Below are 26,248 nucleotides of genomic sequence, written 5' to 3' on the forward strand. Positions count from 1 at the left end.
CCCGGCAGCCCGGCGGCGGCCGCTCACGGCCGGCGCGCGGTCCGCAGGAGCTTGCCGATCGCGGGCGCCGCCTCGTCAGGGCTCGCGTCGGGACCCTCGCCCGCGCCCGCCGACGGGGACGGGGACTGGTCAGCCCCGGCGGGCGGGACGGCCGGGGGCGGGCCCGAAGCCGTGGCCGCGGGCTCGGCGGCGGCCTCCGGCGTCGGCATCGGCGTCGGCGTCGGCGTCGGCGTCGGCGTCGGCGTCGGCTCGTCGACAGCATGCTCGGTCTCGACGATCTCGCCGTAGGTCGAGGCGTAGACCATCCGGCTGTCACCCTTCACCCCGGCGAGCGCGACGCCGGTGAGCGGCACACCGTTGATCCGGAGCCGCTCCGCGGCCTCGGTCAGGACGCTCCGGGCGGTCCGGCCCGCGGTCGCGACGAGCACGACGCAGTCGGCAAAGGCGCCGAGGATCGTGGCGTCGGCTGCCGCCAGGACGGGCGGGGCGTCGATCACGAGCACCTCCCCGGCTTCCCGGGCCGAGTCGATCGTCTCGCGGACCCGGGCCGTCGCCAGGAAGTCCGCCGGGTCCATCGTCGGGTCGTGGAGCGCCAGGAAGCGGAGGTTGGGGACCTGGGTGCCGCGCAGGCCGTCGGGGTCGGTCTCTGGTCCGGCCGCGCTCGGCAGCAGCGCCTCCAGGTCGGGTCGACGCAGGTCGCCCGACACCGCGACCGTCGTCCGTCCGCTCATGGCCCACGACGCGGCAAGGTTCGCGGCGATGAACGACCGTGGCGCGTGCGGGTCGGTCGCGGTCACCACCACCACGGCGTGCTCCCGGTCGTGCATCGCCACGTGGAGCGCCGTGCGCAGCTCCCGGATCGACTCCGTGAACGGGGAGGCCACCCTGCTCGAGATCGGCAGCACCTGCGTCCGGCGGTAGGCCTTGACGGCCCTGGACACCCCGTACAGCTCCGCGAGGACGGGGACCCCCGCAGCAACGGCGGCATCGGCACGGGCCCGGAGGCGGGAGTCGAGGGCTCGCCGCGCCAGCGTGATCCCGACGCCGACCGCGAGGCCCGCGAGCGCACCCAGGAGAACGATGCTGTACCCGGGCAGGCCGACGACCACCGCGGACGACCCTGTCGCCGGTGTGAGGACCTGCGCCGGCGTCACGATCGACTCGAGTGTGCTCCTGCTCGCGGAGAGCGTCTGGTACTGCTCGATGATCGTGTCCCGCTCCGCGCCGGCCAGCGGGTCCTTCGGGGACTTCTTCACCTGCCGGTCCACGGCGTCGAGCTGGGCCCGCAGCGCGTCGCGCCTCGCGTCGACCTCGGCGATCTGGTCGTCGACCACACCCGGGAGGCTCTCGACGTACGCCGACGCGGTGGCGTTCGCCAGCTCGACCGCGCTCTGGGGAGTGCTCGCGCTGGTGGTGATGGTCATGATCTGGGAGTCCGCGTCGTACTGGCCAGAGATCTGGGCCGCAAGACTCTGCCGGCTCGCGCCTGCGGCGACGGCTGCACCCACCATGTCGAGGACGCCCGGCGCCTCGACGAGCCGCGGATCCGTGTCCACGGTCGTCGTGGTCGCGGGGGTCTCGCCGTCCCCCAGGTCGACGGCGTTGATCTGGACGGTTGCGGTCGCCTCGAACACGTCGGGCTTCCGGTCGGCGTACACCACGGCCGCCGCGAGCGCGAGGACGACCGACGCGACGAGGAAGTACTTGCCCTCCCACAGCACCCGCAGGAACTCCCGGACCGTCATCGGACCGCGACCGTCCCGTGCGCGCCGGACCGCCGGACGGCATCGACCTCCTGGGCCACGACCGCTTGCAGCCGGGCGACGAACGCCTCGCGCGAGAATCCCTTCACGTGCATCGCGATCGCCTCCAGGTCCCAGGTGCGGCCGAGAGCGGCCTCGATCCCCTCGGCGACGAGAGCGCCGTCGGGACGGTCCACGTACAGACCCGTCACGCCGTCGATCACCGTGTCGAGGTAGCCGCCCGTGCAGAGGGTGACCGACGGCACCCCGAACGCCGCGGCCTCCAGCGGCGTGAGCCCGTAGTCCTCGAATGACGTGGCGACGAGAACTGACGCGTGGGCGTACAGCCAGCGCAGCCGGTCGTCGTCGACCTTGCCGACGAACCGCACGCCGTCCGGCCGCGAGGCGTCGGCCGCTCCGGGCGGCGCGTCGACCAGCGCATCCCCCGCCAGCCGCTCGAGCCGTTCCCGGTCCGGGCCGACGCCGACGACGACGAGCGGCAGCCGCAGGCGCCTCGCCGCCGCGACGACGACGTCGACGTTCTTGTACGGCAGGAGTCGGGCTACGCAGAGCAGGTAGCCCGGCGCCAGGCCGGGGACCGGGATCACCGGCCCGTCCGGCTCCATCGCCGGCGGCGGCGGCACCACCTCGGCATCGATGCCGTACGCCTCGGCGACGGCGCGTTGCGCCACGGTGGAGACGGCGAGGTAGACGTCCGCACGCGCGGCCGCCGCCGAGTCCGAGCCACGTAGACCCGGGCCGAGCAGCCCGAGGGCCGCACCGGCGAGACCGGTGCGCCAGCGGTCCTTCCACGCCCGACCGGACGCCCCGGAGAGGTAGCGCTCGCGTTGGTACAGCCAGCGGGCCGGCGTGTAGCAGTACACGACCGTCCGCCGTGCACCCCGGTAGCGGTGCGCCCAGCCGCTCGAGCTCGCGAGGAGCACCTCGGCGTCGATTGCCTGCTCCTCGACCGCGCCCTTGAGCAGCGGGAGGGCCAGCCGGTGGTTGCGCCTCAGCAGCGCCACCCGGTCGAGCCGCGACGTGCGCACGTCCACGTCGGAGAACTCGGGGAACGTGCCGTCCGGGTGGTACAGCGTCGTGTAGAGAGGTGCCGACGGGAAGGCCTGCGCCATCGTCAGCGCCACCCGCTCGGCGCCTCCACGCTGGGTCAGGTAGTCGTGCGCGAGCGCCACCGTGGAGCCCATGGTTCCTCCTCGTGCGGACGGTCTGGACCGCCCGACGAGCGTAAGGAGACCGGGGCACGAAATGGGGCCGTTCCAGGCCTTTCCACCCGGGTGAAACCCCCGGCGTCAGACCTTCGTGTGGTACTTCCCCTGCGCCGCGAGGAGGCCCTCGACGAGCACCAGCTCGACGGCGTCGGCGGCGTCGTCGACGAGGATAGGCAGGTCCTTGCGCTCGGTGGCGGAGAAGTCCTTGAGCACATGGTCGGCGGTGTCCATCCGGCCGGGCGGGCGGCCCACGCCCACACGCACGCGCACGAAGTCCTTGGTGCCGAGGGCCTTGGTGATGTCGCGCAGGCCGTTGTGGCCGCCCTCGCCGCCGCCCACCTTGAGCTTTATGGTGTCGAACGGGATGTCGACCTCGTCGTGCACCACGACGAGGTGCGCGGGGTCGATGCCGTAGTACTTGACCAGCCCGGAGACGGGCCCACCGGAGGTGTTCATGTACGTGGTGGGCTTGGCGAGCACGACGCGCGGCCCGGGACGCCCGCCGGGCAGCACGCCGAGCCGCGTCTCGGCGACGACCGCCTGCGCGCGGGCGTGCCGGGCGAACCGGGCGCCGGTGCGCCCGGCCAGCAGGTCGAGCACCATCTGCCCGACGTTGTGCCGGTTGCCCGCGTACTTCGGGCCGGGGTTGCCCAGCCCGACGACGAGCCAGGGGCTGTCGGTCATGGGGTCTCGCTTCCTCTCCTGCGCCGGCACCGAACTGTTGTGAGCATGATTCTGGCCCACCTCCGAGGCCGGAAGCGGGCCAGAATCATGCTCACAGCGAGGGGGTTGCTCAGCCCTCGGTGGACTCGGCGGCCGCGGCGGACTCCGCGGCGGCGGCCTCGGCCTCGGCGGCCTCCTCGTCGGCGGCGACCTCGGAACGCGGCTCGGCGACCATGACGACGGCGGCCTCGGGGTCGGTGAGCAGCGTGGCGCCCTCCGGCAGGGCGACCTCGCCGGCGGTGACGTGCGTGCCGGCCTCGAGGCCCTCGATCGACACCTCGATCGACTCGGGCAGGTTGGTGGCCACGGCCTCGATCGACAGGGTCTGCGTCTCGACGTAGTGGATGGTGCCCGGGGCCGACTCGCCCACGACGTTCACCGTCACGTCGACGGCGATCTTCTCGCCGCGGCGCACGATCAGGAAGTCGATGTGCTCGATGGTGCTGTTCACCGGCGTGCGCTGCACGTCCTTGGCGACGGCGAGCTCGCTCTTGCCGTCCAGCTCGATGGCGAACAGGGCGTTCGAGTGGCGCATCGCAAGCATGGTCGCGTGGCCCTGCAGGGTGATGTGGACCGGGTCGGCGCCGTGCCCGTACAGGACGGCGGGGATCTTGTTCTCGCGGCGGATGCGGCGGGCGGCGCCCTTGCCGAACTCGGTGCGGGCCTCGGCTGCGAGCTTGATGTCGGACACGTGGATCACTCCTGGGATGTCTGTGCGTGCCGACGACCAGAGGGAGCCATCGGCTGTCCACGAGGTGGTGGTCCCCGCGGAACTGCGGCTGCGTCGGCGTGGGACACATGACGGACGCGATCGGGAGCGCGCCGTGGGGCACCCGCGCGAGCGCACGGTGCACCGACAGCCGCCCAGTCGATCACGGAAATCCGACGGATCCTGTTCTGCGGGTGCGCGGCCTGGTCGCAGCTTCAAACCCGCATGGACCGGCGCCCGTCAGACGTCCCTCGCCGAGGCAACCGGACGAGTATAGCCCGGCTCAGGGCTGCGCGTGCTCGTCCGGGCTGCGGCCGGGCTCCTCGACGGCGTCACGGGTGCCGCCGGGGCCGCTCGGGCGGTACACCACCTGCGCCTGGAAGACGAACCGGATGACGAACGCCACGAGGATCAGCACCGCCTGCACCAGCTCGGGGTGCGGCACCGCGCGCTCGACGATCCACCACAGCAGCAGCGTGCGGATCGCGGCCTCGGTGCCGTTGAACGCGAACGACCGCACGAACCGGCCCCAGAAACCGTGGGCGCCGGCGCGCAGGTCGGCGAAGACGAACCGCTCCTGCAGGATGAAGTTGATGACGATCGTCACGCCGTTGGCCGCGATCACGGCCGGCAGGTAGTGCACCCCTGTGACCTGCAGCACCGCGAGGATCGCGAGGTTGAGCACGGCCCCGATCGCGCCGATCAGCGCGAACGGGGAGAGGCGGCCGAACCGCAGCAGGGTCAGCTGGTGCACGTAGCGCAGGCCGTTGGCCACGGTCGCCTTGGACCGGCCCGCGTACCGCTCGCCGAAGACGAACGGTTCCTCGACCACCGCGAGGCGCTGGCGCGCGAGGATCTCCAGCAGGATCTTGAACCCCCGGGGCCGCAGCGCCGCCAGGTCGACGGCGCCGCGGCGCACGACGAAGAACCCGGTCATCGGGTCGGAGACGTCGCGCAGCTTGACGGGGAACATCGACCGGGCGAGCAGCCCGGACGCCTTGGAGACCCACCGCCGGTAACCCCCGTCGAGGCCTCCGGCGTCGCCGCGGCCGGTATAGCGCGACGCGACGACGACGTCGGCCCCGGTCTCGCGGGCCGTGGCCAGCAGCACGGGCACCATCTCGGGCGGGTGCTGCAGGTCGCCGTCCATCACGACCGTCAGCTCCCCGGCGGCCTCCTGCAGGCCGGCCGCGACCGCCCCCGACAGGCCGCCGTCGGGGGCGACGCGGTGGATCAGCCGTACCGGGAGGTCCGTCGCCGCCGCGACGCGCGCGATCTCGGCGGGGGTGCCGTCCGTCGAGTCGTCGACGAACAGCACCTCCGCGCCGCCGGGCGCGACGTCGTCACCGAGCGCCGCGGCGAGCCTACGCACCAGCTCCGCGACGTTCGGCCCCTCGTTGTAGGTCGGGACCACCACGGTCACGTCCACCAGGCGCCTCCCCTCGGACGACCTCCGCGCGTGCGTCGCTCAGACGTTGCCGTCGAACAGGCTCGTCACGGAGCCGTCGTCGAAGACCTCGCGGATGGCCCGCGCGACGAGCGGGGCGATGGACAGCACGATGAGCTTGTCGAACCGCTTGTCGACCGAGATGGGCAGCGTGTCGGTGACGACCACCTCGGTGGCCTGGCACTCCTGCAGACGCTGCGCGGCAGGGTCGGAGAGCACGCCGTGCGTGGCCGCCACCGTGACGGACCGGGCGCCGCCGTCCATGACCACCTTGACGGCCTCGGCGATGGTGCCGCCGGTGTCGATCAGGTCGTCGACGAGCACGCAGTCGCGACCCTCGACCTCGCCGACCACACGGTTCGCGACGGCCGAGTTGGGGCGCGTGACGTCGCGCGTCTTGTGCACGAAGGCGAGCGGGCAGCCGCCGAGCTTGGCCGCCCACTGCTCGGCCACGCGGATGCGGCCGGCGTCGGGAGAGACCACGGCGACGTTGGACAGGTCCACGCGGGTGCGCACGTAGTCGACCAGCACGGGCATCGCCCACAGGTGGTCCACCGGGCCGTCGAAGAAGCCCTGGATCTGCGGCGTGTGCAGGTCCACGCTGAGCACACGGTCGGCGCCGGCGGTCTTGAGCATGTCCGCCACGAGGCGTGCGGAGATGGGCTCGCGCCCGCGGCTCTTCTTGTCCTGCCGGGCGTAGGCGTAGAAGGGCGCGACGGCGGTCACGGAGCGCGCGGAGCCCCGCTTCGCGGCGTCCACCATCAGCAGCTGCTCCATGAGCCACTGGTTCACCGGCGCGGTGTGGCTCTGCAGCAGGAAGATGTCGCTGCCGCGCACCGACTCGCTGAACCGCACGTACGTCTCGCTGTTCGCGAAGTCGTACGCCGAGACGGGCAGCAGCTCGATGCCGAGCTCCTTCGCGACCGCCTCCGCGAGCTCGGGGTGCGCCCGTCCCGAGGCGAGGACCAGGGTGCGCTCGCCGGTTCCGGGGATGAAGTTGTTCATCGCTGCGTGCTTCCTTCGCTGTCGGTAGCGGGGCTGTCGGAGGCGGGGCTGTCGGGGGCGGGACTGTCGGAGGCGGGTCGTTCGTCGGACGGGTCGGGCCGGACCACGGGGATCGCGCCGGTCAGGGCATTGTGCTCGGCGAGCTGGCGCTGCGCCTGCGCACCGAGCTGCCCGCTCGCCTCGTCGTCGTCGGTGCGGGCGCGCGCGGCGGCCTCGGCGGCCGGGGTGTGGGGCCAACGGCGCTCCACCCAGCCCTCGATGTTGCGCTGCTGGGCGCGGGCGACGCCGAGCGCGCCCGCGGGCACGTCCTTGACGATGATCGATCCCGCACCGGTATAGGCCCCGTCGCCCACGGTGACCGGCGCGACGAACATGTTGTCCGCGCCCGTCTTCGCGTACGAGCCGATGACCGTGCGGTGCTTCTGCACGCCGTCGTAGTTGACCGTGACCGACGCTGCGCCGATGTTGGTGTGCTCGCCGATCGTGGCGTCCCCGACGTACGACAGGTGCGGCACCTTGGAGCCCTCGCCGATCTGCGCGTTCTTCGTCTCGACGAACGTGCCGATCTTGCCCTTGGTACCCAGCTCGGTGCCCGGGCGCAGGTAGGCGAACGGGCCGACGCTCGCGTCCGGGCCGATCACGGACAGCGAGCCGTGCGTGCGTACGACGGTCGCGCCGGTACCCACCTCGACGTCGGTGAGCGTGGTGTCCGGGCCGATCGTCGCGCCGGAGTCCACCTTCGTGGCGCCGTGCAGCTGGGTGCCGGGCAGCAGCGTGACGTCGGCGGCGAGCTCGACGTCGACGTCAACCCAGGTGGACGCCGGGTCGACGACCGTGACGCCGGCCCGCATCCAGTCGGTCAGCACGCGCCGGTTGAGCTCGGCGCCCAGGGTCGCGAGCGCGACACGGTCGTTGACGCCCTCCACGAGCATCGGGTCGTCGCTGAGCAGGGCGCGCACGGCCCCGCCCTCGGCGCGGGCACGGGCCACGACGTCAGTGAGGTAGACCTCGCCCTGGGCGTTGTCGCGGTCGAGGCCCGCCAGCCCGCGGCGCAGCACCGCGGCGTCGAAGACGAAGACGGAGCTGTTGATCTCGCGGATCGCGAGCTGGTCCGCGGTCGCGTCCTTGTGCTCCACGATCGAAAGGACGTCGCCGGTGTCGGCCTCGCGCACGATGCGCCCGTACCCGTTCGCGTCGGCCACCTCGGTGGTGAGGATCGTGACCGCGTTGCCGTCCGCGTGGTGGGCGGCCAGCAGCTCGCCGAGCGTCGCGCCGTCGAGCAGCGGGATGTCCCCCGCGAGCACGACCACCGCGCCGTCGAGGCCGTCGCCGAGCGGGTGGTCGCCGCCGTTGGCGTGGTCGGCGTGCAGCTCGTCGTCCACCGCGTCGTCGTGCACGAGCTGGGTGGCGCGCCCCGCGTGGGCCCGCGCGTCGAGCGCGTCGAGCGCGCACTGCACCGCGCGGCCTGTGCCGGGGATCTCGTCCTGGTCGACGACGAGCGCGGCGGGGTCGAGCTCCGCCACCGCGGCCGCGACCTGGTCACGCTCGTGCCGTACGACGACGGCCACGTGCTGCGGGTTGAGCTCGCGGGAGGCCGCCATCGCGTGCCCGAGCATCGTGCGGCCACCGAGGGCGTGCAGCACCTTCGGGACGGACGACTTCATGCGCGTGCCCTGGCCCGCGGCCAGCACGACGACCGCTGCGGGCCTGGGGGTGGGGGGCGCGGCATCGGCCCCTGTGGGGGCCGGTCCTGCGGCGGTCGAGCCTGCGCTGTCCTGAGCCTGTCGATGGGTCGAGACCACGAGTGCTCCGTCTCTGTCGGGTGTGCACGAGCTCCGCCCCCAGGATTCGAACCTGGACCAAAGGCACCAAAAACCTCTGTGCTGCCGATTACACCAAGGCGGATCGGGCCCCCGGGCCGGTTTCGCGCCCGGGAGCGCGGCACCGTCGGGCGTCCGTTCTCAGTCTGCCAGGTCCGCGGGGGCGCTCCGGCACGCCGTCCACCCTCTCGCGGGCGCCGGCGCCGTGGCGCGCACCACATCGCGAGACCGATCCACATCGCAGGACCGATCCACACTGCAGGACCGATCCACATTGCAGGACCACCCCACAGAGGGAGCGGGCACAATGGGCGCATGCCTGCCGACCCGCGTGCGCCCAAACGTCAGCCGCGGCCTCTTCGCCGAGAAGGGCTTCGACGGCACCAGCGTCGAGGAGATCGCGGCTCGCGCCGAGGTGTCCAAGCCCGTCGTCTACGAGCACTTCGGGGGCAAGGAGGGCGTCTACGCCGTCGTCGTCGACCGCGAGGTCCGTGCGCTCGCCGCCGCGCTGATCGGCGCGCTGGAGCAGGGCGGGCACCCCAAGGTCATCGTCGAGCGCACCGCGCTGGCGCTGCTCGGCTACATCGAGGCGTCGGAGGACGGGTTCCGCATCCTGGTGCGCGACTCCCCCGTCGCCCAGGCCACCGGCACGTTCTCCAGCCTCATCGGCGACGTCGCCACCCTCGTGGAGCACATCCTCGGCGACCAGTTCAAGGCCAACGGCCTCGACCCCGAGGCCGCCCCGCTCTACGCGCAGATGCTCGTGGGCATGGTCGCCCTGACCGGGCAGTACTGGCTGGACGCCCGCAGCCCCGACAAGACCGAGGTGGCCGCGCACCTGGTAAATCTCGCCTGGAACGGGCTCTCCGGCATGGTCACGAAGCCCGAGCTGACCAAGTCCTCCTGACCCACCCGTCCGACCCCTGCTCGCCGGTCGAGCCCGCGCCCGGCGAGCAGGAGTCCGTCACCGGCCGTCGAGGTAGCCGTTGGCGTTGATCACGTACTTCGTCGCCGACCCCGCGTCGAACTCGGCGTAGCCCTGCGGCGCCTCGTCCAGCGTGATCGCCTTCGCGTTGACGTTCTTCGCGATCTGCACGCGGTCGTGCAGGATCGCCTGCATCAGGCCCCGGTGATACTTCATCACCGGACACTGGCCCGTGGTGAACGACAGCGACTTGGCCCAGCCGGTGCCCAGGCTGAGCGACAGCGCCCCCTTCTTCGCGGCCTCGTCGACGCCGCCCGGGTCGCCGGTGACGTACAGCCCCGGGATACCCATCGCGCCGCCCGCGGCGGTGACGTCCATCAGGGAGTTGAGGACGGTCGCCGGGGCCTCGTGGCCCGAGTCCGAGCCGTGGCCCTTGGCCTCGAACCCGACGGCGTCGACCGCGCAGTCGACCTCGGGGACGCCCAGGATCTGCTCGATCTGCTCGCCGGGGTCGCCCTTCGTGAGGTCGACGGTCTCGCAGCCGAACGACCGGGCCTGGGCGAGCCGGCCCTCGTTCAGGTCTCCGACGATCACGACCCCCGCCCCCAGCAGCAACGCCCCCGTCGCGGCGGCGAGCCCGACGGGCCCGGCACCCGCGACGTAGACCGTGGACCCGACCTCGACCCCGGCCGTCACGGCGCCGTGGAAGCCGGTCGGGAAGATGTCGGACAACATCGTCAGGTCCATCATCTTCTCGAGCGCCTGGTCCCGGTCCGGGAAGACCAGCAGGTTCCAGTCGGCGTACGGCACCAGCACGTAGTTCGCCTGCCCGCCGACCCAGCCGCCCATGTCGACGTACCCGTAGGCGCTGCCCGGGCGGTCCGGGTTCACGTTCAGGCAGATGCCGGTCTTGCGCTCCTTGCAGTTCTTGCACCGCCCGCACGAGATGTTGAACGGCACCGAGACCAGGTCGCCGACCTTGACGAACTCGACGCCGGGGCCCGTCTCGACGACCTCCCCCGTGATCTCGTGGCCGAGCACCAGATCGGTCGGGGCGGTGGTGCGGCCGCGGACCATGTGCTGGTCCGAGCCGCAGATGTTCGTCGCGACGGTCTTGATGATCGCGCCGTGCGGCACCTTCCGGCCCACGTTGGCCGGGTTCACCCCCGGCCCGTCCTTGAGCTCGAACGTCGGGTAGTCGATGTCGATGACCTCGACCTGGCCGGTCCCCTTGTAGGCGACCGCGCGGTTCTTCTCTGCCATGGTGCTCCTCCTTGAACACGCCCTGCACGACCGGCACCGGTCCGGGCCGGTACGACGACGGTAGGCGCCTCGTGGCCGACCGGCAGGCCGGGCTGCCGTTGTGTGCACCACGGGGGTCTGCTAGGCCTGCCGTATGCCTCGGGTCACCGTCCGACGCCGCGTCAGGCGCATCACGATCGGCGAACGCACCTCGAGCCGCGAGGACCTCCTCGCGGGTGAGGAGCCGCTGGAGATCCGCGTGGGCGGGCGCTCGTACGCCGTCACGATGCGCACCCCGGGGCACGACGTCGAGCTCGCCACCGGGTTCCTCGTCTCCGAGGGCGTCGTGACCGCCGGCGACCAGGTCGCCGGCGCCCGCTACTGCGCCGGCTCGCCCGGCACCCCGGGCAGCGGGTCGAACACCTACAACGTGCTCGACGTCGGCCTCGCCCCGGGGGTGCGGCCGCCGGACCCGGCCCTCGCGCGGGAGTTCTTCACGTCCAGCGCGTGCGGGCTGTGCGGCAAGGCGTCGGTCGACGCGGTGCGCACGCGCAGCGCGTTCGAGGTAGCGGACGACCCGGTGCGCGTGGACGCCGGGCTGCTCGCGACGCTCCCCGACCGGCTCCGCGCGGCGCAGGACCTGTTCGCCCGCACCGGCGGGCTGCACGCCGCGGGGCTGTTCGACGCCGCGACCGGCGAGCCCCTCGTGGTCCGCGAGGACGTGGGCCGCCACAACGCCGTCGACAAGGTGGTCGGCTGGGCCGCCGCAGCCGGGATGCTGCCGCTACGCGGCACGGTGCTCGTGGTGTCCGGGCGGGCGAGCTTCGAGCTCACCCAGAAGGCGGTCATGGCCGGCGTGCCGGTGCTCGCGGCGGTCTCCGCCCCGTCGTCGCTGGCCGCCGAGCTCGCCGACGAGGCCGGGCTCACGCTGGTCGGCTTCGTCCGCGACCCCTCGCTGGTCGTCTACGCCGGCGGGCACCGCGTCGTCGAGCAAGACGCCGGGACCGATCACGCGCGGGACCACCGCAGAGGAGACGCCGCATGAGCGACCGCACGAACGACCGCACGAACGACCGGCCCGACGACCGGCCGGCACGGACGAGGCCGCCGAAGGAGTGGGCGGCGGGCGTGCCCGGCGTCATGCACGCCCTCCTGCCCGCGGTGCGCGGGATGGGGCCGGCGAGGACCGCGAAGCTGCTGCTGTCGATGAACCACAAGGACGGCTTCGACTGCATGAGCTGCGCGTGGCCGGACCCGGACCGGCGCAAGCCCGCGGAGTTCTGCGAGAACGGCGCGAAGGCCGTCACGTGGGAGGCGACGCCGCTGGTCGTGGGCGCGGAGTTCTGGGCGAAGCACCCGGTCACCGACCTGCGCACCCGCTCCGAGCACTGGCTGGGGCAGCAGGGCCGGCTCGTCGAGCCCGTGCACAAGGCCGCGGACTCCGACCGGTACGAGCCGATCGGCTGGAACGAGGCGTTCGCCCTCCTCGCCGACCGGCTGGGCGGCCTCGAGGACCCCGACCAGGCCGCGTTCTACACGAGCGGGCGCGCGTCCAACGAGGCGGCGTTCGTCTACCAGCTGTTCGTGCGCGCCTTCGGCACCAACAACCTGCCCGACTGCTCGAACATGTGCCACGAGTCCACGGGGGCCGCGCTCGGCGAGACCATCGGCGTCGGCAAGGCCACGATCACCTACGACGACTTCGGCAAGTCCGACCTCATCGTGATCATGGGCCAGAACCCGGGTACCAACCACCCGCGCATGCTGACCGCGCTCGAGGAGGCCAAGGAGAGCGGGGCGAGCATCGTCGCGGTGAACCCGCTGCCCGAGGCCGGGCTCATGCGCTACAAGAACCCGCAGACGGTGCGCGGGCTGGCCGGCCGCGGCACGCAGCTCGCCGACCAGTTCCTGCAGATCCGGCTCGGCGGGGACATGGCCCTGCTGCAGGCCGTCTCGAAGCGGGTGCTCGACGCGGAGTTCGCGGCCCCCGGGACGGTGCTGGACCACGCGTTCCTCGCGGAGCACGCGTCGGGGCTCGAGGAGCTGACCGCGCACCTGGCGGACCTCGACGAGGAGGCCGTGCTCGTCGCGACCGGGCTGACGAGTGCCGAGATCGACGAGCTCGCGGACCGCTACCTCCACGCCGAGCGCGTCATCGTCACGTGGGCGATGGGCCTGACCCAGCACGCGAAGGCCGTACCCACGATCAAGGAGATCGTCAACCTGCTGCTCCTGCGCGGGAACATCGGCCGCCCGGGTGCGGGGGCGTCGCCGATCCGCGGCCACTCCAACGTGCAGGGCGACCGCACCATGGGCATCTGGGAGCAGATGCCGGCGGACTTCCTCGACGCGCTCGAGGCGGAGTTCGGCTTCGCGGTGCCGCGCGAGCACGGCGTCGACGCCGTCGCCACGATCGAGGGCATGGCGGCCGGCCGCATCCGGGCGCTCGTCGCGCTCGGCGGCAACCTCGTCTCCGCGATCTCCGACACGGGCGCCGCGGAGGAGGCCCTGGGCCGCGCCGACCTCACGGTGCAGATCTCGACCAAGCTCAACCGCTCCCACGCCGTCGTCGGGCGCGAGGCGCTGATCCTGCCCACGCTCGGGCGCACGGAGGTCGACCGGCAGGCGTCGGGCGAGCAGTTCGTCACCGTCGAGGACACGGTGTGCGCGGTGCACGCGTCGCGCGGCAAGGTCGAGCCCGTGGGGCCGGGGCTGCTCTCGGAGGTCGCGATCGTCACGCGGATGGCGCGGGCCGTCCTCGACGCGCGGCCCGACGCGCCGGGCGGCGGGTCCGGGTCGGTCGACTGGGCGGCCATGGAGCGCGACTACGACGCGATCCGCGAGCACATCGCGCGCGTGGTGCCCGGGTGCGAGGACTACAACGCGAAGGTCCGCCGCGAGAGCGGGTTCCTGCTGCCGCACGGGCCGCGCGACTCGCGCACGTTCCCCACGCCCGACGGCCGGGCGCACCTGACGGTCAACGAGCTCGCCCCGGTCGAGTGCCCGCCGGGCCGGCTGCTGCTGCAGACCATCCGCTCCCACGACCAGTTCAACACCACGATCTACCGCCGCGACGACCGCTACCGCGGCATCAAGGGCGGTCGCGCCGTCGTCCTCGTCCACCCCGACGACGTCGCGGAGCTCGGCCTCACCGACGGCGCGACGGTCGACGTGCACAGCGAGTACCACGACGGCGTCGACCGCGTGCTGCGCGGCCAGCAGGTCGTCGCCTACCCGACGGCGCGCGGGTGCGCGGCGGCCTACTTCCCCGAGGCGAACGTCCTCGTGCCGCTCGGCGCGATCGCCGAGACGAGCAGGACACCCGTCTCCAAGGCCGTCGTGGTGCGGCTCGAGCCCGTGTGACCGGCCTGCCCGGCCTGGCTGTCTACACGGCCCGGCCTACCGCGCCGAGCACCCGGTCGAGCAGCCGGTCGACGATCGCGAGCGCGGCCTCGGGCGAGTAGTGGCCGGGCAGCATCCCCTGGGTCAGCCCCGCGACCGCGGCGAGGACCAGCTCCGCGTCCAGCACCGCGGCGTCACGGTCGGAAGCGCCGTCGGACGCGCTGTCGGAGCCGTCCTCGGAGCCGTCCTCGGAGCCGTCCTCGGAGCCGTCGCCGTCGGAATCACGCAGGAGCTGCGCGGCGACCAGGTCGACGAGGGCGCGCGGCGCCCCCAGCAGCGCGTCCGCGCCGACGGTCGCGCTGGTCAGCGCCGCGGCATGGAACGCGGCGAGGACGACGGCGTCGGCCCGGCGCGCGTCGTCGAGCGGGAGCAGCGCCGTGAGGACCGCGCGCAGGAGGTCGCGGGGCGGCGGCTCGGGCGCGTCGTCCGGGGCGCCGCCGCCGAAGCGGGAGGCGGCGTCCTCGATCACGGCGCGGTGGGTCGCGACGAGCAGGCCGTGCTTGTTGCCGAAGTAGTACTGCACCAGCCGCACCGAGACCCCCGCCTCGCCGGCGACGGCCTGGAACGTCGCCGCCTCGAGCCCGTCGCGCGCGACGACGCGCCGGCTCGCGTCGGTGATCTGCCGGCGGCGCTCCGCATGGTCCACCCGTCGTGGCACAGGCACTCTCCCCTTCGTCGGTGGCGACCACAGCCGGTCGTCGCCTTGATGATACGTCCGTACCAAGTTGATGGTACGGTCATATCACCAACGACCCAGGAGTGCTCCCGATGACCACCACCGGCCGATTCACGAACGACGCCGCACGGACCGCGTACGAAACCGCGTACGGCGCGCTGGAGTCCCGCTGGCCGCTGCCGTCGTCCGACCTGCAGGTCGCCACCTCGTTCGGGACCACCCACGTGCGCCGCTCCGGTACCGGCCCACGCACGCCGCTGGTCCTGCTGCACGGCCTCAACGGCACCGGCCTGAGCTGGCACGGCGTCGTGCCAGCGCTGGCGGCCGACCGCGTCGTGTACGCGCCCGACGTCGTCGGCACGGCCGGCCGGAGCGAGCAGACCGCGCCGCTGACGACGCCGGCCGACTACGGCGCGTGGGGCGAGGAACTGCTGGCGGGGCTCGGCCTGGAGTGCGCGCACGTCCTCGGCTACTCCGAGGGCGCCTGGTTCGCCGCGCTCCTGGCGAGCCGCGCCCCGCGCCGACTGGCCAGCCTCACCCTCGGCGAGGGGATCACCGCGCTGGTCAAGCCGTCGCGGAAGGTCGTCGCCCGGATGGTCCGCGCGGCCGCCGTGCCCACCGCGCGGAGCTTCGCGCGGCTCGACGAGTGGCTCACCCCGGGGGTCACGACGTCCGACGAGGACCGCGCCCTCGCGCGTGCCGCGACGCGCTACCGCCGGCGGACGCCGTGGCCGACCCCCCTGACCGACGACCAGCTGCGCGCGATCACCGCGCCCACGCTCGCCGTGTTCGGCGCCGAGACCCGCCTGGGCGACCCCGTCGTCGCCGGACAGCGGGTCACGGCGCACGTGGCGGACTCGCGGGTCGAGCTGGTGCCCGGCGGCGGCCATGGCGTCCTGTGGCAGCTCCCCGACCAGGTGCTGCCGATCGTCGACGAGTTCCTGCGAGCCCACGACGCCTGAGCCGGCACCGCCGTCATGTCCTCGCTCGTCGCGGCACGAGTGCACTCCGGCACGGCAGCCCTGGGCCTGGACGAGGCCGGGCTCCAGGGCCTCGCCCAGGGGTCGGTCCCCGCCCATCTGGACGCCTCCGCCGCGCAGGTCGCCGGGAGCGCCTACGTCAGCGGGATGCACACCGCGTTCCTCGTCGCGGCGGTCGTCGTCCTCGCCGCCGCCGCCGTTGCGTTCGTCACGCTGCGCGGCGCGCGACACGTCACCGTCGAGCAGGTCGTCACCGAGACCGCCGAGGGCGAGGCCGCCCAGGCCTGACAGCCCAGGAAGTCCGGGTCTCGCCGAGGTAGTCCGAGATTCCGCGAGGTAGTCCGAGATTCCGCGAGGTAGTCCGAGATTCCGCGAGGTAGTCCGGGTTCGGACCAGATAGTCCGACCTCAGGCGAGGTAGTTCTTCGAGCGGAAGCGAAGCGGCGCGCAGGACGAAAGCGCGAGGTGGTACGGGAGGTCTCGTCGCGAGGCTGGTCGGGCCTGGCGGGAGCCGCGAGGAACGAGCGGCGGATGGCGCGCCTCGCGACGAGACCTCCGTACCACCTCGCCGCAACCCAAGTGTCGCATCAAGATTCTTGACGTCGAGAGACCGGCGGTAGTCTCGTCCCCATGGATGTCGAGGCGCGTTCCGACGAGGTCGACCGGATCGTCGACGCGTGGCACCGCGAGCGCCCGGACCTGGACGTCGAACCCCTGACGGTGTTCTCCCGGGTGAGCCGGCTGGCGCGCCACCTGGACCGGGCACGTCGGGGCGCGTTCGCGCGGCACGACCTGGAGACGTGGGAGTTCGACGTCCTGTCCGCGCTGCGTCGCGCCGGCGATCCGTACCGCCTGTCCCCCGGCGTGCTGGTCGCCCAGACGCTCGTCACCAGCGGCACGATGACCAACCGCATCGACCGGCTCGAGGAGCGCGGCCTGGTGGAGCGGCACCGAGCGCCGGAGGACCGGCGCGGGGTGCTGGTACAGCTGACGGCCTCGGGCCGCCAGCGGGTGGACGCGGCCATGAGCGACCTGCTCGACGTCGAGGCGCGCGTGCTGGACGCGCTCCCCGCCGCGGTGCGACCGCAGCTCGCCGACCTCCTGCGCACCGTGGTCGGCCAGTTCGACGAGTGACGACCGGATGACCGACCTATCGACGACCGAGTGATCATCGAGTGATCATCGAGTGACTCAGTACCCCTCCCCGTCCGGCGCCCGGGACGACGGCGCCCGCACGGGCCTGCTGCTGGCCGCACTGCTGCTGGTGGCGCTCAACCTCCGGGCCCCCATCACGTCCCTGCCGCCGGTGGTGGACGAGGTCGCGGCGGGGCTGGGCCTGACCCCCACGGGGGCCGGGCTGCTCACGTCCGTACCGGTGCTGTGCTTCGCGCTGTGCACGCCGCTGGCCTCGGTGCTGGTGGCGCGGATGGGCCCGGAGCTCGCGCTGGGCGCCGCGCTGGCCGGCATCCTCGCCGGCACGGTGCTGCGCTCGGCGGGCTCGGTGCCGGCGGCCCTGGCCGGCACCGCCGTGGTCGGCATCGCCATCACCATCGGCAACGTGGCGGTGCCGGTGGTCATCACCCGGGACTTCCGGCGCCGGGCCGCGGCCGTGACCGGCGCGTACAGCGCGATGATGAACCTGGGGTCCACGTTCACCACGATGCTCACGGTGCCGCTCGCGACGGCGTTCGGCTGGCAGTGGGCGTTGGCCGGGTGGGGCGTGCTCGCGGTGTTCGCGCTGGTCGCGTGGGTCCCGGCGGGCCGTCGGCTCGCGGCCCGCGGGCGCGCGGCGACAGGGGACGGGGTGCGGGCGGCGCGCCCTGCGTCCGCCCGCGCGGAGCTGGCGGCCCTCGACCCTGCCGCCCGGGCGGCGGTGCGGCGCCTCGTCGTCCTGCTGTCGGTCGCGTTCGCCGGCCAGGCCAGCGGCTACTACGCGGTGACGGCGTGGCTGCCGGAGATGCTGCACGACCGCCTCGGCATGACCGCCGTCGGCGCCGGCGGCGCGGCGGCGCCGTTCCAGCTCTGCGCGGTGCTGGGCTCGTTCATCGTGCCGGCCGGCATCGCCCGGGGACTGTCGGCACGCACCGTGGCCATGCTGCTGTCGGCGCTGTGGATCTCCCTGCCGCTGGGGCTGCTCCTCGCGCCCGACCTGTGGCTCCTCTGGGTGTGCCTCGCCGGGGCCGCGCAGGGCGGCAACTTCACCGCGATCTTCACGCTGGTGGCGCAGCGCAGCCCGGGAGTCGCGGTGGCACGGCGGGCGTCGGCGGTCGTGCAGACGGCGGGCTACGGGTGCGCGGCTCTCGCGCCGACGACGATGGGCGCGGTGCACGAGGCGACGGGCGGCTGGACGGCGCCGCTGGCCGTCGTCGCCGCGCTCCTCGGCGTCATGGCCTCGGCGATGTGGCTGGCGTCGGCCCGGCAGCGCAGCTGAACCGCCGACCCGCTCAGCGCGCGCTCGTGAGGGTGAGCGCGAGCTCGCCCAGCGCCTTCAGCGTCTCCTCCGCCTGCACCTCGTCGTAGCCGCGGGTGCAGACCGCGACGACCAGTGCGTCGGGACCGGGTTCGCCGATGTACGCGACATCGTGCCGGATGCCGTCCACCCAGCCCGACTTGGACCCGTACGGCGCGCCCTCGGGCGCGGCGGCGGTGAGCTGCCGGTCGGTCTGGCGGGCGAGCAGGTCGAGCATCCAGGCGGTGCGCTCGGGCCCCGCGAGGCGCCCGGTGACGACGGCGGACATCAGCGCGGCGAGGTCGGCCGCCGTGACGCGGTGGCTGTCGCCGCGGTCCTCGGCGGCCAGGTCGCTGTACTTGCGGCCGACGACGCTCCCGGTGGCTCCTGCGTCGGCCAGTACGCGGTTGGAGGCGTCCAGACCCACCAGGTCGATCACCATGTTCGTGGCCTCGTTGGAGGAGACGACCACCATCCGCTCGACCACGAGCCCCACCGGCATGAAGGTGCCGGGGGCGGGCATGCCGGGGTCGAGGTCGTCGGGCTCGATGCGATAGTCGGGCGCGCCCGGCACCTGCGAGCGGAACGTGTCGGTGCTGGCCACCTCCTGCTCGAGCGTCAGGGCACCGGAGTCCAGCGCCCGGGCCGCCGCCGCCAGCACCGCGAGCTTGACCGTCGACGCGGCGTAGAACGAGGCGTCCGCGGACCGCTCCGCGAGCACCTCCCCGCCCGCCCACCGCACCTGGTAGGCGACGACGGGCACGCCGTCCGAGTGCGTCCCGGTGGCCGGCATCAGCGCCCACCCCCCACGCCGTGGGCGCGCGACTGGCCCTCGACACGCCGATCGGCGGGGCCACCTGCGCGCTCACAGCGATGGACGACGGCGGCGAAGGCGGCGGACAGCGCGCGGGCCTGCCGCTCGTTGACGGGCGCTTCCTCGAGCGCGGCCGCCAGCAGCTCGTCGCGGTCGAAGCCGAGGCCGGCCAGCTCGTGCGCGTCCCAGGTGCCGATGCGCTCGGGCGCCGCCTCGGGGTGGAACTGCAGCCCCCAGGCGACGTCTCCCACCCGGAACGCCTGGACGCCACACGCGTCGCTCGTGGCGAGGTGGACGGCCGCCGGCGGCAGGCCGGTGATCGAGTCCACGTGGCTCTCGACCATGCGCACCACCCCGTCGTCGGCCAGCGGTCCGACGGGACCGAGCAGCGGGTCGTCGGCCGCATCGTCCAGCAGGCGCACGGGGCACAGGCCCTTCTCGGTCTCCCCCGAGCGCCCGGTGACCGTGCCGCCCGTGACGTGCGCCAGCACCTGGCCGCCGAGGCAGATGCCGAGCACCGGTACGCCCACGTCCAGCGCCTCGGCCACGAGCGCACGCTCGTGCGGCAGCCAGGGGGCGTGCTCGTCCTCGTCGGGCAGCAGCCCGCCGCCCAGCAGCACGAGGCCATCTACAGAGGCGCCGTCACCGGCGAGCGCGGGGACCTGCTCGGCGAGGTCGGCCCCCTGGACGACGACGGCGGCGGCGCCGTCCTCCTCCAGCCAGCCGGGCATGCGCCCCGGCCCGCTGCGGGGGGAGTTCTGGACGAGGACGACGGTCGGTCGGGGGTCGGGCACGGTCAGCGCTCCCTGCTCTCGAGGACGGTGCTGTCGGGGACGGTGCTGTCGGGGACGGTGCTGTCGGGGACGGTGCTGTCGGGGACGGTGCTGTCGGGGACGGTCTCGGGCACGGGTTCGGTCTGGGCGTGGTGGACGACGGCGCGGGCGGCGTCGGGGTCGAGGGTCGCCTCGGGGTCGACGTCGGGCGCACCACCCAGCGCCGCCGCCTCGCGGGCGAAGTGGCAGGCGGTGGCGTGCGGCACGAACGCGTCGTCGCGTCGGCCGAGCGGCACCAGCACCGGGTCCTCGGTGCGGCACCGCTCGGGCACGGCGTCCGGCCCGTCGCCGGACACGCCCTGCTGCGCGGCGAGCTGCCGGGCGAGCCAGCAGCGCGTGTGGAACCGGCAGCCGGACGGCGGATCGGCGGGCGACGGCGGGTCGCCCTCCAGCAGCAGCGCGCCCTCGGCGGGTCGGGCCGTCGGATCCGGCACCGGCACCGCGGAGAGCAGGGCTCGGGTGTACGGGTGGTGCGCGTCGTCGTACACCGCGGGCCCGTCGCCCTCCTCGACGACGCGGCCGAGGTACATGACGGCCACCTCGTCGGCGATGTGCTGCACGACGGCCAGGTCGTGCGCGATGAACAGGTACGCCAGGCCGAGCTCGTCCTGCAGGTCCTCCAGCAGGTTGATGACCTGCCCCTGCACGGACACGTCCAGAGCGGAGACCGGCTCGTCGCACACCAGCACGCGCGGCTTGACCGCGAGCGCCCGGGCGATGCCGATGCGCTGGCGCTGGCCGCCGGAGAACTGGTGCGGGTAGCGGTGGGTGTGATCAGGGTCGAGGCCCACCAGCTCGAGGAGGTCCGCGACGGCCTTGCGCCGCCCGCCGGCGGGGACGGCGTCGGGGTGGATGCGGAACGGCTCGGCGACGATCTCGCCCACCGACATCCGCGGGTTGAGCGACGTGTACGGGTCCTGGAAGACCATCTGGACCGACCGGCGCAGCTCGCGGCGGGCGGCCCGCGACATCGTCGACACGTCCTCGCCGTCCACCAGCACCTGGCCGCGGGTGGGCTTCTCGATCCCCACGAGCACGCGCGCCAGCGTGGACTTGCCGGACCCGGACTCCCCCACCAGGCCCAGCGTGCGCCCGCGCCGCAGCGCGAGCGAGACCCCGTCCACGGCCTGCACGTGGCCCGTCGTGCGCTTGATCACGACGCCGCTGCGCACCGGGTACGACTTCGCGAGGTCGCGCACCTCGAGCACGACGTCGGAGGAGGTGTCGGGCGGGACGTCGGACGAGGTGTCCGTCGTGCGATCGGGCCGGTCAGGCACGGACGCCTCCCAGGAGCTCGGCGGCGAAGTGACAGGCCGACGACCGCCCGGGGGCGACGTCGTCGAGCGGCGGCACGTCGGTGCGGCAGACGTCCTGCGCCATGTCGCACCGGGGGTGGAAGGGGCAGCCCGAGGGCACGCGGCCCGGCACGGGCGGGCGGCCCGGCACCACGGGCAGCCGGCCGCCGGCGGTGCGGTCGTCCGGCGCGTCGACCCGCGGCACCGAGCGCAGCAGCGCCCGGGTGTACGGGTGTGCGGGGGCGGCGTACAGGTCGCGCACGGGTGCGTGCTCCACGGCCCGCCCTGCGTACATCACCGTCACGTCATCGGCGACGCCGGCCACCACGCCCAGGTCGTGCGTGATGAGCACCAGCCCCATCTGCCGCTCCGCCTGGATCTCGGCGAGGAGGCGCAGCACCTGCGCCTGCACCGTGACGTCCAGCGCCGTCGTCGGCTCGTCCGCGATGAGCACGTCCGGGTCGAGGGCGAGCGCGGACGCGATCATCACGCGCTGCCGCATGCCGCCGGAGAACTGGTGGGGGTACTCGTCGACCCGCTGACGGGCATTCGGCACCTTCACGAGGTCGAGCAGCTCGACCGCCCGCTTCCGCGCCTCGCGTCGGGACACCCCGGAGCGCGCCCGCAGCGACTCGGAGAGCTGGTAGCCCACCGTGTGCACCGGGTTGAGCGCGGCCAGCGCGTCCTGGAACACCATCGCGACGTGCGTGCCGCAGTGCGCGCGGTGCTTCGTGGGCGACAGCCCGAGCAGGTCCGTGCCGCGGTAGCGCGCGGCCCCCCGCACGACGCGCGCCGTCGGCGGCAGCAGGCCCATCACCGCGAGCGAGCTCACGGACTTGCCGCACCCCGACTCGCCCACCAGGGCCAGCGTGCGCCCCGCCTCCACCCGGTAGCTGAGCCCGTCGACCGCGCGCACGGCGCCGTCGTCGGACCGGAACTCGACGGCCAGGTCCTCCACCTCGAGCAGCGTGGCGCCGAGATCGGGTTTCATGTCGTTCACCTGCCCCCTCACCGGAGCCTCGGGTCGAGGGCGTCGCGCAGGGCGTCGCCGAGGACGACGAGCGCCAGGACCGTGAGGATCAGGCACCCGAGCGGGTACAGCAGCAGGTACGCGTACCCGCCTGTCACCCAGTCCGCACCGTTCGTGATCATGATCCCCCAGCTGATCGCGGGCGGGCGGACCCCGATGCCGAGGAACGCGAGCACCGCCTCCGCGCTGATCACGCCCGCGATCGCCGTGGGCACGAGCGCCGTCACCGGGCCGATCGCGTTGGGCAGCACGTGCCGCACCATCACCCGCAGGTCCGACGCACCCAGCGCGCGGGCGGCGGTCACGTAGTCGAGGTTCTTCGCCTCCAGCACGCTCGCCCGCACGTATCTGGCATACCCCATCCAGCCGAACATGGTGAGCACCACCGCCGGCAGCAGGATGACGTCGAACGTGCCGCCCCCCACGTTCACGTTGCGGAACAGCGACAGCAGCAGCAGCGCGGCGAGCAGCAGCGGGATGACGAGGAACACCTCGATCGTCCGGGACACGAGCGTGTCCACCCAGCCCAGGTAGTACCCGGCGAGCAGGCCGAGCACCACGCCGATGATCAGCGACACGCCCACGACCACGAACGCCAGCAGCAGCGACGGACGGGCCCCGTGGACCAGCTGCGCCAGCAGGTCGCACCCGTGCACGTCGGTGCCGAGCGGGTGGGTGGCGCCGACGCCCTGCGGCCGGATCTTCGAGTCCCCGATGACGCAGCGCTGCGGGTTCGTGCTGGTGAACAGCGTCGGGAACGCCGCCATCACGGCGAAGAAGACGACGACGATCGCGGAGACGATCACGTCCGGCCGGCGGCGGAGCTGGCGCCAGGCGTCCCCACCGAGCGACGCCGACGCGTCCACGCCCGGCGCCTCCGGGGTGGCGATGACGGCGGAGGGCTCAGGCATATCGGATCCTCGGGTCGAGGGCGGCATAGGCGATGTCGACCACCAGCATCACGGCCACCGTCACCGCCGCCAGGATCGTGACCACGCCGAGGACGAGCGCCACGTCCGCGGCGCGGACCGCCTCCCACAGCACCCCGCCCATGCCGTAGATGTTCATCATCCCCTCGGTGATGACGGCGCCCGCGAGCGCCTCGGTGAAGGTCAGTCCGATCGCCGTCACGACCGGCACCGCCGAGTTGCGCACCACGTGGTGCAGCACCACGTGCCGCTCGTTCAGCCCGCGTGAGCGTGCCGTGCGGACGTGGTCGCCCGCGTACGACTCGAGCTGGCTCGCGCGCACCAGCCGGATGAACGCCGCCGACCCCGCCAGGCCCAGCAGGATCCCGGGCACCAGCAACGTCGCCCACGGATGGTCGTCGTCGAACGACGGCCGGAACCACAGCGCGGGCAGGCTGCTCGCCCCGAACGTCTCCTTGGCCCAGCCGTTCAGAGGCACCGAGAACACGTACCGGTACACCAACAGGAGCACGAAGATCGGGAACGCGTCGATCAGCACCGACGTCAGCCGGATGCCGTGGTCCCCGGACCGGCCGCGCCAGCGCGCCGCCATCGTGCCCAGGCCCATGCCGAGCACGAACCACACGATCGTCACGATGAGGAACAGCTTGAGGGTGTTCGGCGCCGCCGTCGCGACGATGTCCGTCACCTCCCGCCCGCGCAGGTTGGTGCCGAAGTCACCCTGCGCGTACTGGCCCAACCGCTCGACGAACGGGCCGAGGCACGGGTTGCCCGGCTGGTCGTAACAGGGGTCGTCGAGGCCGTAGCGCGCCTCCACCGCGGCGAGCTGCGACTTCGTCGGGATGTGGTCGCCGAAGAACGCGAGGGCGGGGTTGCCGTTGAGCTGGATCGCGAACGTCGTGAGCAGGTGCAGCACGAACATCACGAGCAGCAGGGTGGCCGCGCCCAGGAAGACACGGCGCAAGATGTAGCGGGCCATTCACAGTCTTTCTGGTGGTGCGGGGAGGGAACGCCGGTGGAGCTTGTCGAAACCGATGCGACGTGGTTTCGACAAGCTCAACCGGCGGTGTCACATGCCGCTGCTGACCTCGAGGAGGCGCAGCTTGGGCTCGCCGCTGAACGGGTCGAGCACGACGTTCGAGACGTTCTCGCTGTAGTAGTACGTGTTCTGCGCCACCACCACGGGCACCGTCGGGAAGTCGGCGGCCAGGATCTTCTCGGCCTCCTGGTACTGGGCGACCGCCTCGTCGAGAGTCGCGGCTTCGTCGCCGGCCTTGATCGCCGCCTCGAAGTCCTCGCTGAAATACCCGAACTCCGTGTTGCCGTTCTTCGCGTCCCCGCTGGCGTACACCGGGGCCAGGTAGTTCTCGTTCAGCGGGTAGTCCGGGAACCAGTTGGAGCGGAACGGGCCGGAGAAGTCACGCGCCGAGCGGCGGGCGAAGTAGTCCGGCGTCGCGTCCAGCTCGTACGGGATGCCGAGCGTCTCCTGGATGGAGTCGCCGACCGCCTTGAACAGCTCCTGCTCGGTCGCGTCCTGGCCGAGGTGGATGGTCATCGTCTCGCCCTCGGGCCAGCCCCCGGCCTGCTCCAGCGCCGCCTTGGCCGCGTCCGGGTCGAACTCGCAGAACTCGCACGTGCCGCCCGTGCCGCCCGGCACGACGTCGGGCACCACCCAGCTGTCGGCGGGCACGCGCTGACCGGGCAGCAGGGCGTCGATGATGCCCTGCCGGTCGATGGCCATCGAGACCGCCTTGCGGAACTCGACGTCCTGCCACGGACCGTCCTTGTACAGCGGGAAGGCGAGGTACGTGAGCGCGGCGCCCGGGCCCTCGACGTAGCGCTCCTGCAGGTCGGGGTCGTTGGCCGCGGCCGCCTGCTCGGCGGGCGGCGGGACGGCGAAGTCGAGGTTGCCGGCCTGGAAGTCCGGCCAGTTGTCCTCGCCCGTGTACTCGGTCCACTCGATGGCGCCGTACTCCGGCGTCTCCTCCAGCGTGTAGTCCTCCCAGCGCTTGGCCGTGAGGTTCACGCCCTGGTCCCACTTCTCGACCTGGAACGGACCGTTGCCGATGGGCTGCACCGCGCACGCCTCGATGTCGTCGAGGCACTCCTGCGCGATCGGGAAGAACCCGGTGTAGCCGAGCATCGTGGAGAAGGCGGCGAACGGCCCGGTGAGAGTGACCTCGAGCGTCTGCGGGTCCACGACCTTCAGGCCCGAGAGCTCTTTCGCGGCGGGCTCCTCGACGACGTTCCCGTCGTCGTCCGTCTCGCCCTGCATCTCCTCGTAGCCGGCGATGCGCTCGAAGAAGTAGTTGTTCGCCATCGCGTTCGGTCCGTACGCGGCGTAGTTCCAGGCCCGCGCGAACGCGTCGGCGTCGACCGGCTCGCCGTTCTGGAACGTCAGGTCCGGCTTGATCTTGATGGTCCAGACCGTGTTGTCGTCGCTCTCGACGCTCTCGGCGACGTAGTTGTACGGCTCGGTGGTCCCCGGGTCGTACCGGACCAGGCCGTCGTACACGACGTCGAGCACGGAGATGTTGTCCCCGACGTTCGAGTCCATCGGCAGCAGCGTCTCGACGTCCTGCGCGAGCCCGAGGTGCAGCGTCGCGTCCGAGTCGCTGCCACCGCCGCCGTCCCCGCCGTCACCGTCGTCGTTCCCGCCACCACCGGAACAGCTTGCCAGCGTCAGCGCCACCGCTGTCGCCGCGGCCGCCATTGCGGCCCTTCGCCCCATCGTCACCGGCTTCTCCCCACGTCGTGGTCGCTCAAGGCCCCATTGCCATGCTGTCGTTCACGTCGTCGTGCACGTCGTCGCCGTCCGCACCCGCGAACCCACGGCAACACTGCCGTGGAACATATCGCCATCTTGAGCTGTCGTGGTGAAAATCACTGTTAAGGATGCGTAACGATCCCCGTGTGTCGCACCCCCGGCACGTCGGCAGCCCGCCGAGCGTTCGGCAGTTCCAGGACGGTGCGGCAGTTCGAACTGCCGCACCGTCTCG

23 protein-coding genes, 1 tRNA gene and 1 pseudogene are annotated in these 26,248 nt (G+C 73.0%); 8 read left to right on the top strand and 17 right to left on the bottom strand.

Going from position 1 to position 26,248, the window contains the following annotated elements; all coding sequences use genetic code 11:
- Positions 1-23 precede the first annotated feature (23 nt).
- The 8 genes from AC1C2V_RS03140 to AC1C2V_RS03175 all read right to left on the bottom strand — a co-directional run bounded on the left by AC1C2V_RS03140 (position 24) and on the right by AC1C2V_RS03175 (position 8,760).
- Positions 24-1,745 (bottom strand): polysaccharide biosynthesis tyrosine autokinase, encoded by a 1,722-nt coding sequence (locus AC1C2V_RS03140; protein WP_495388105.1) that lies wholly within the window; start codon positions 1,743-1,745, stop codon positions 24-26.
- Positions 1,742-2,947 carry a glycosyltransferase gene (locus AC1C2V_RS03145; protein WP_495388106.1) on the bottom strand — a complete coding sequence of 402 codons (1,206 nt, stop codon included), beginning with the start codon at positions 2,945-2,947 and terminating at the stop codon, positions 1,742-1,744. Before AC1C2V_RS03145 ends, AC1C2V_RS03140 begins: the two co-directional genes overlap by 4 nt.
- Before the next feature lie 105 nt (positions 2,948-3,052).
- Positions 3,053-3,655 carry an aminoacyl-tRNA hydrolase gene (gene pth, locus AC1C2V_RS03150; RefSeq protein ID WP_495388107.1) on the bottom strand — a complete coding sequence of 201 codons (603 nt, stop codon included), beginning with the start codon at positions 3,653-3,655 and terminating at the stop codon, positions 3,053-3,055.
- Positions 3,656-3,764: 109 nt separating this feature from the next.
- Positions 3,765-4,385 carry a 50S ribosomal protein L25/general stress protein Ctc gene (locus AC1C2V_RS03155; protein WP_495388108.1) on the bottom strand — a complete coding sequence of 207 codons (621 nt, stop codon included), beginning with the start codon at positions 4,383-4,385 and terminating at the stop codon, positions 3,765-3,767.
- Between the two features lie 301 nt (positions 4,386-4,686).
- Positions 4,687-5,832: a glycosyltransferase gene (locus tag AC1C2V_RS03160; protein WP_495388109.1), complete on the bottom strand. Its 1,146-nt coding sequence runs from the start codon at positions 5,830-5,832 to the stop codon at positions 4,687-4,689.
- 39 nt (positions 5,833-5,871) lie between these two features.
- Positions 5,872-6,855, bottom strand: coding sequence for a ribose-phosphate diphosphokinase (locus tag AC1C2V_RS03165; RefSeq protein WP_495388110.1), 984 nt, complete (start codon positions 6,853-6,855; stop codon positions 5,872-5,874).
- A complete protein-coding gene (glmU, locus tag AC1C2V_RS03170) occupies positions 6,852-8,519 on the bottom strand; it encodes a bifunctional UDP-N-acetylglucosamine diphosphorylase/glucosamine-1-phosphate N-acetyltransferase GlmU (RefSeq protein WP_495388111.1) in 1,668 nt (555 codons plus the stop codon). Before glmU ends, AC1C2V_RS03165 begins: the two co-directional genes overlap by 4 nt.
- Before the next feature lie 169 nt (positions 8,520-8,688).
- Positions 8,689-8,760, bottom strand: a tRNA-Gln gene (locus AC1C2V_RS03175).
- 222 nt (positions 8,761-8,982) lie between these two features.
- Between AC1C2V_RS03175 and AC1C2V_RS03180 the strand changes: the two genes are divergently transcribed.
- Positions 8,983-9,582 (top strand): TetR/AcrR family transcriptional regulator, encoded by a 600-nt coding sequence (locus AC1C2V_RS03180; protein WP_495388112.1) that lies wholly within the window; start codon positions 8,983-8,985, stop codon positions 9,580-9,582.
- 57 nt (positions 9,583-9,639) lie between these two features.
- Here AC1C2V_RS03180 and fdhA read toward each other — a convergent pair whose 3' ends face one another.
- Positions 9,640-10,863, bottom strand: a complete 1,224-nt coding sequence (fdhA, locus tag AC1C2V_RS03185) for a formaldehyde dehydrogenase, glutathione-independent (protein ID WP_495388113.1) — start codon at positions 10,861-10,863, stop codon at positions 9,640-9,642.
- Between the two features lie 133 nt (positions 10,864-10,996).
- Here fdhA and fdhD point away from each other — a divergent pair, with 133 nt between their 5' ends.
- Both fdhD and AC1C2V_RS03195 read left to right on the top strand, forming a co-directional pair.
- On the top strand, positions 10,997-11,887 hold the full coding sequence (gene fdhD, locus AC1C2V_RS03190; RefSeq protein ID WP_495388114.1) for a formate dehydrogenase accessory sulfurtransferase FdhD: 891 nt from the start codon (positions 10,997-10,999) through the stop codon (positions 11,885-11,887).
- Positions 11,884-14,205, top strand: coding sequence for an FdhF/YdeP family oxidoreductase (locus tag AC1C2V_RS03195; protein ID WP_495388115.1), 2,322 nt, complete (start codon positions 11,884-11,886; stop codon positions 14,203-14,205). The genes fdhD and AC1C2V_RS03195 overlap by 4 nt, the downstream gene beginning before the upstream one ends.
- 22 nt (positions 14,206-14,227) lie before the next feature.
- Here the strand turns inward: AC1C2V_RS03195 and AC1C2V_RS03200 are convergent, their stop codons facing one another.
- On the bottom strand, positions 14,228-14,908 hold the full coding sequence (locus AC1C2V_RS03200) for a TetR/AcrR family transcriptional regulator (RefSeq protein WP_495388116.1): 681 nt from the start codon (positions 14,906-14,908) through the stop codon (positions 14,228-14,230).
- A 104-nt stretch (positions 14,909-15,012) separates the two neighbouring features.
- Here AC1C2V_RS03200 and AC1C2V_RS03205 point away from each other — a divergent pair, with 104 nt between their 5' ends.
- From AC1C2V_RS03205 to AC1C2V_RS03220, 4 genes are all read left to right on the top strand, one after another.
- Positions 15,013-15,882, top strand: coding sequence for an alpha/beta fold hydrolase (locus tag AC1C2V_RS03205; protein WP_495388117.1), 870 nt, complete (start codon positions 15,013-15,015; stop codon positions 15,880-15,882).
- A gap of 15 nt (positions 15,883-15,897) precedes the next feature.
- Positions 15,898-16,188 carry a hypothetical protein gene (locus AC1C2V_RS03210; protein WP_495388118.1) on the top strand — a complete coding sequence of 97 codons (291 nt, stop codon included), beginning with the start codon at positions 15,898-15,900 and terminating at the stop codon, positions 16,186-16,188.
- Positions 16,189-16,529: 341 nt separating this feature from the next.
- Positions 16,530-17,033, top strand: coding sequence for a MarR family winged helix-turn-helix transcriptional regulator (locus tag AC1C2V_RS03215; RefSeq protein ID WP_495388119.1), 504 nt, complete (start codon positions 16,530-16,532; stop codon positions 17,031-17,033).
- A gap of 52 nt (positions 17,034-17,085) precedes the next feature.
- Entirely contained in the window at positions 17,086-18,330 is a 1,245-nt protein-coding gene (locus AC1C2V_RS03220; protein ID WP_495388120.1) for an MFS transporter, read from the top strand.
- Between the two features lie 13 nt (positions 18,331-18,343).
- On the opposite strand, the gene AC1C2V_RS03225 is transcribed toward AC1C2V_RS03220, so the two are convergent.
- Complete coding sequence (locus tag AC1C2V_RS03225; protein ID WP_495388121.1) at positions 18,344-19,141, bottom strand: serine hydrolase; 798 nt, start codon at positions 19,139-19,141, stop codon at positions 18,344-18,346.
- Positions 19,141-19,893 (bottom strand): type 1 glutamine amidotransferase, encoded by a 753-nt coding sequence (locus AC1C2V_RS03230; protein WP_495388440.1) that lies wholly within the window; start codon positions 19,891-19,893, stop codon positions 19,141-19,143. Before AC1C2V_RS03230 ends, AC1C2V_RS03225 begins: the two co-directional genes overlap by 1 nt.
- On the opposite strand from AC1C2V_RS03230, the pseudogene AC1C2V_RS03235 reads away from it, so the two are divergent.
- Positions 19,846-20,016 (top strand): annotated as a pseudogene (locus AC1C2V_RS03235) (hypothetical protein); the annotation flags it as partial. The gene AC1C2V_RS03230 and the pseudogene AC1C2V_RS03235 overlap by 48 nt on opposite strands.
- Here AC1C2V_RS03235 and AC1C2V_RS03240 read toward each other — a convergent pair.
- The 5 genes from AC1C2V_RS03240 to AC1C2V_RS03260 form a co-directional block, all read right to left on the bottom strand.
- Positions 19,959-21,272: an ABC transporter ATP-binding protein gene (locus AC1C2V_RS03240; RefSeq protein ID WP_495388122.1), complete on the bottom strand. Its 1,314-nt coding sequence runs from the start codon at positions 21,270-21,272 to the stop codon at positions 19,959-19,961. The pseudogene AC1C2V_RS03235 and the gene AC1C2V_RS03240 sit on opposite strands and share 58 nt — an antisense overlap.
- Positions 21,265-22,281: an ABC transporter ATP-binding protein gene (locus AC1C2V_RS03245; RefSeq protein ID WP_495388123.1), complete on the bottom strand. Its 1,017-nt coding sequence runs from the start codon at positions 22,279-22,281 to the stop codon at positions 21,265-21,267. Before AC1C2V_RS03245 ends, AC1C2V_RS03240 begins: the two co-directional genes overlap by 8 nt.
- Positions 22,282-22,298: 17 nt before the next feature.
- Positions 22,299-23,231: an ABC transporter permease gene (locus tag AC1C2V_RS03250; RefSeq protein WP_495388124.1), complete on the bottom strand. Its 933-nt coding sequence runs from the start codon at positions 23,229-23,231 to the stop codon at positions 22,299-22,301.
- On the bottom strand, positions 23,224-24,228 hold the full coding sequence (locus tag AC1C2V_RS03255; RefSeq protein WP_495388125.1) for an ABC transporter permease: 1,005 nt from the start codon (positions 24,226-24,228) through the stop codon (positions 23,224-23,226). Before AC1C2V_RS03255 ends, AC1C2V_RS03250 begins: the two co-directional genes overlap by 8 nt.
- A 90-nt stretch (positions 24,229-24,318) precedes the next feature.
- Positions 24,319-25,980: a peptide ABC transporter substrate-binding protein gene (locus AC1C2V_RS03260; protein ID WP_495388126.1), complete on the bottom strand. Its 1,662-nt coding sequence runs from the start codon at positions 25,978-25,980 to the stop codon at positions 24,319-24,321.
- Positions 25,981-26,248: the final 268 nt, after the last annotated feature.

This window comes from Isoptericola sp. Y541 (assembly GCF_059445465.1).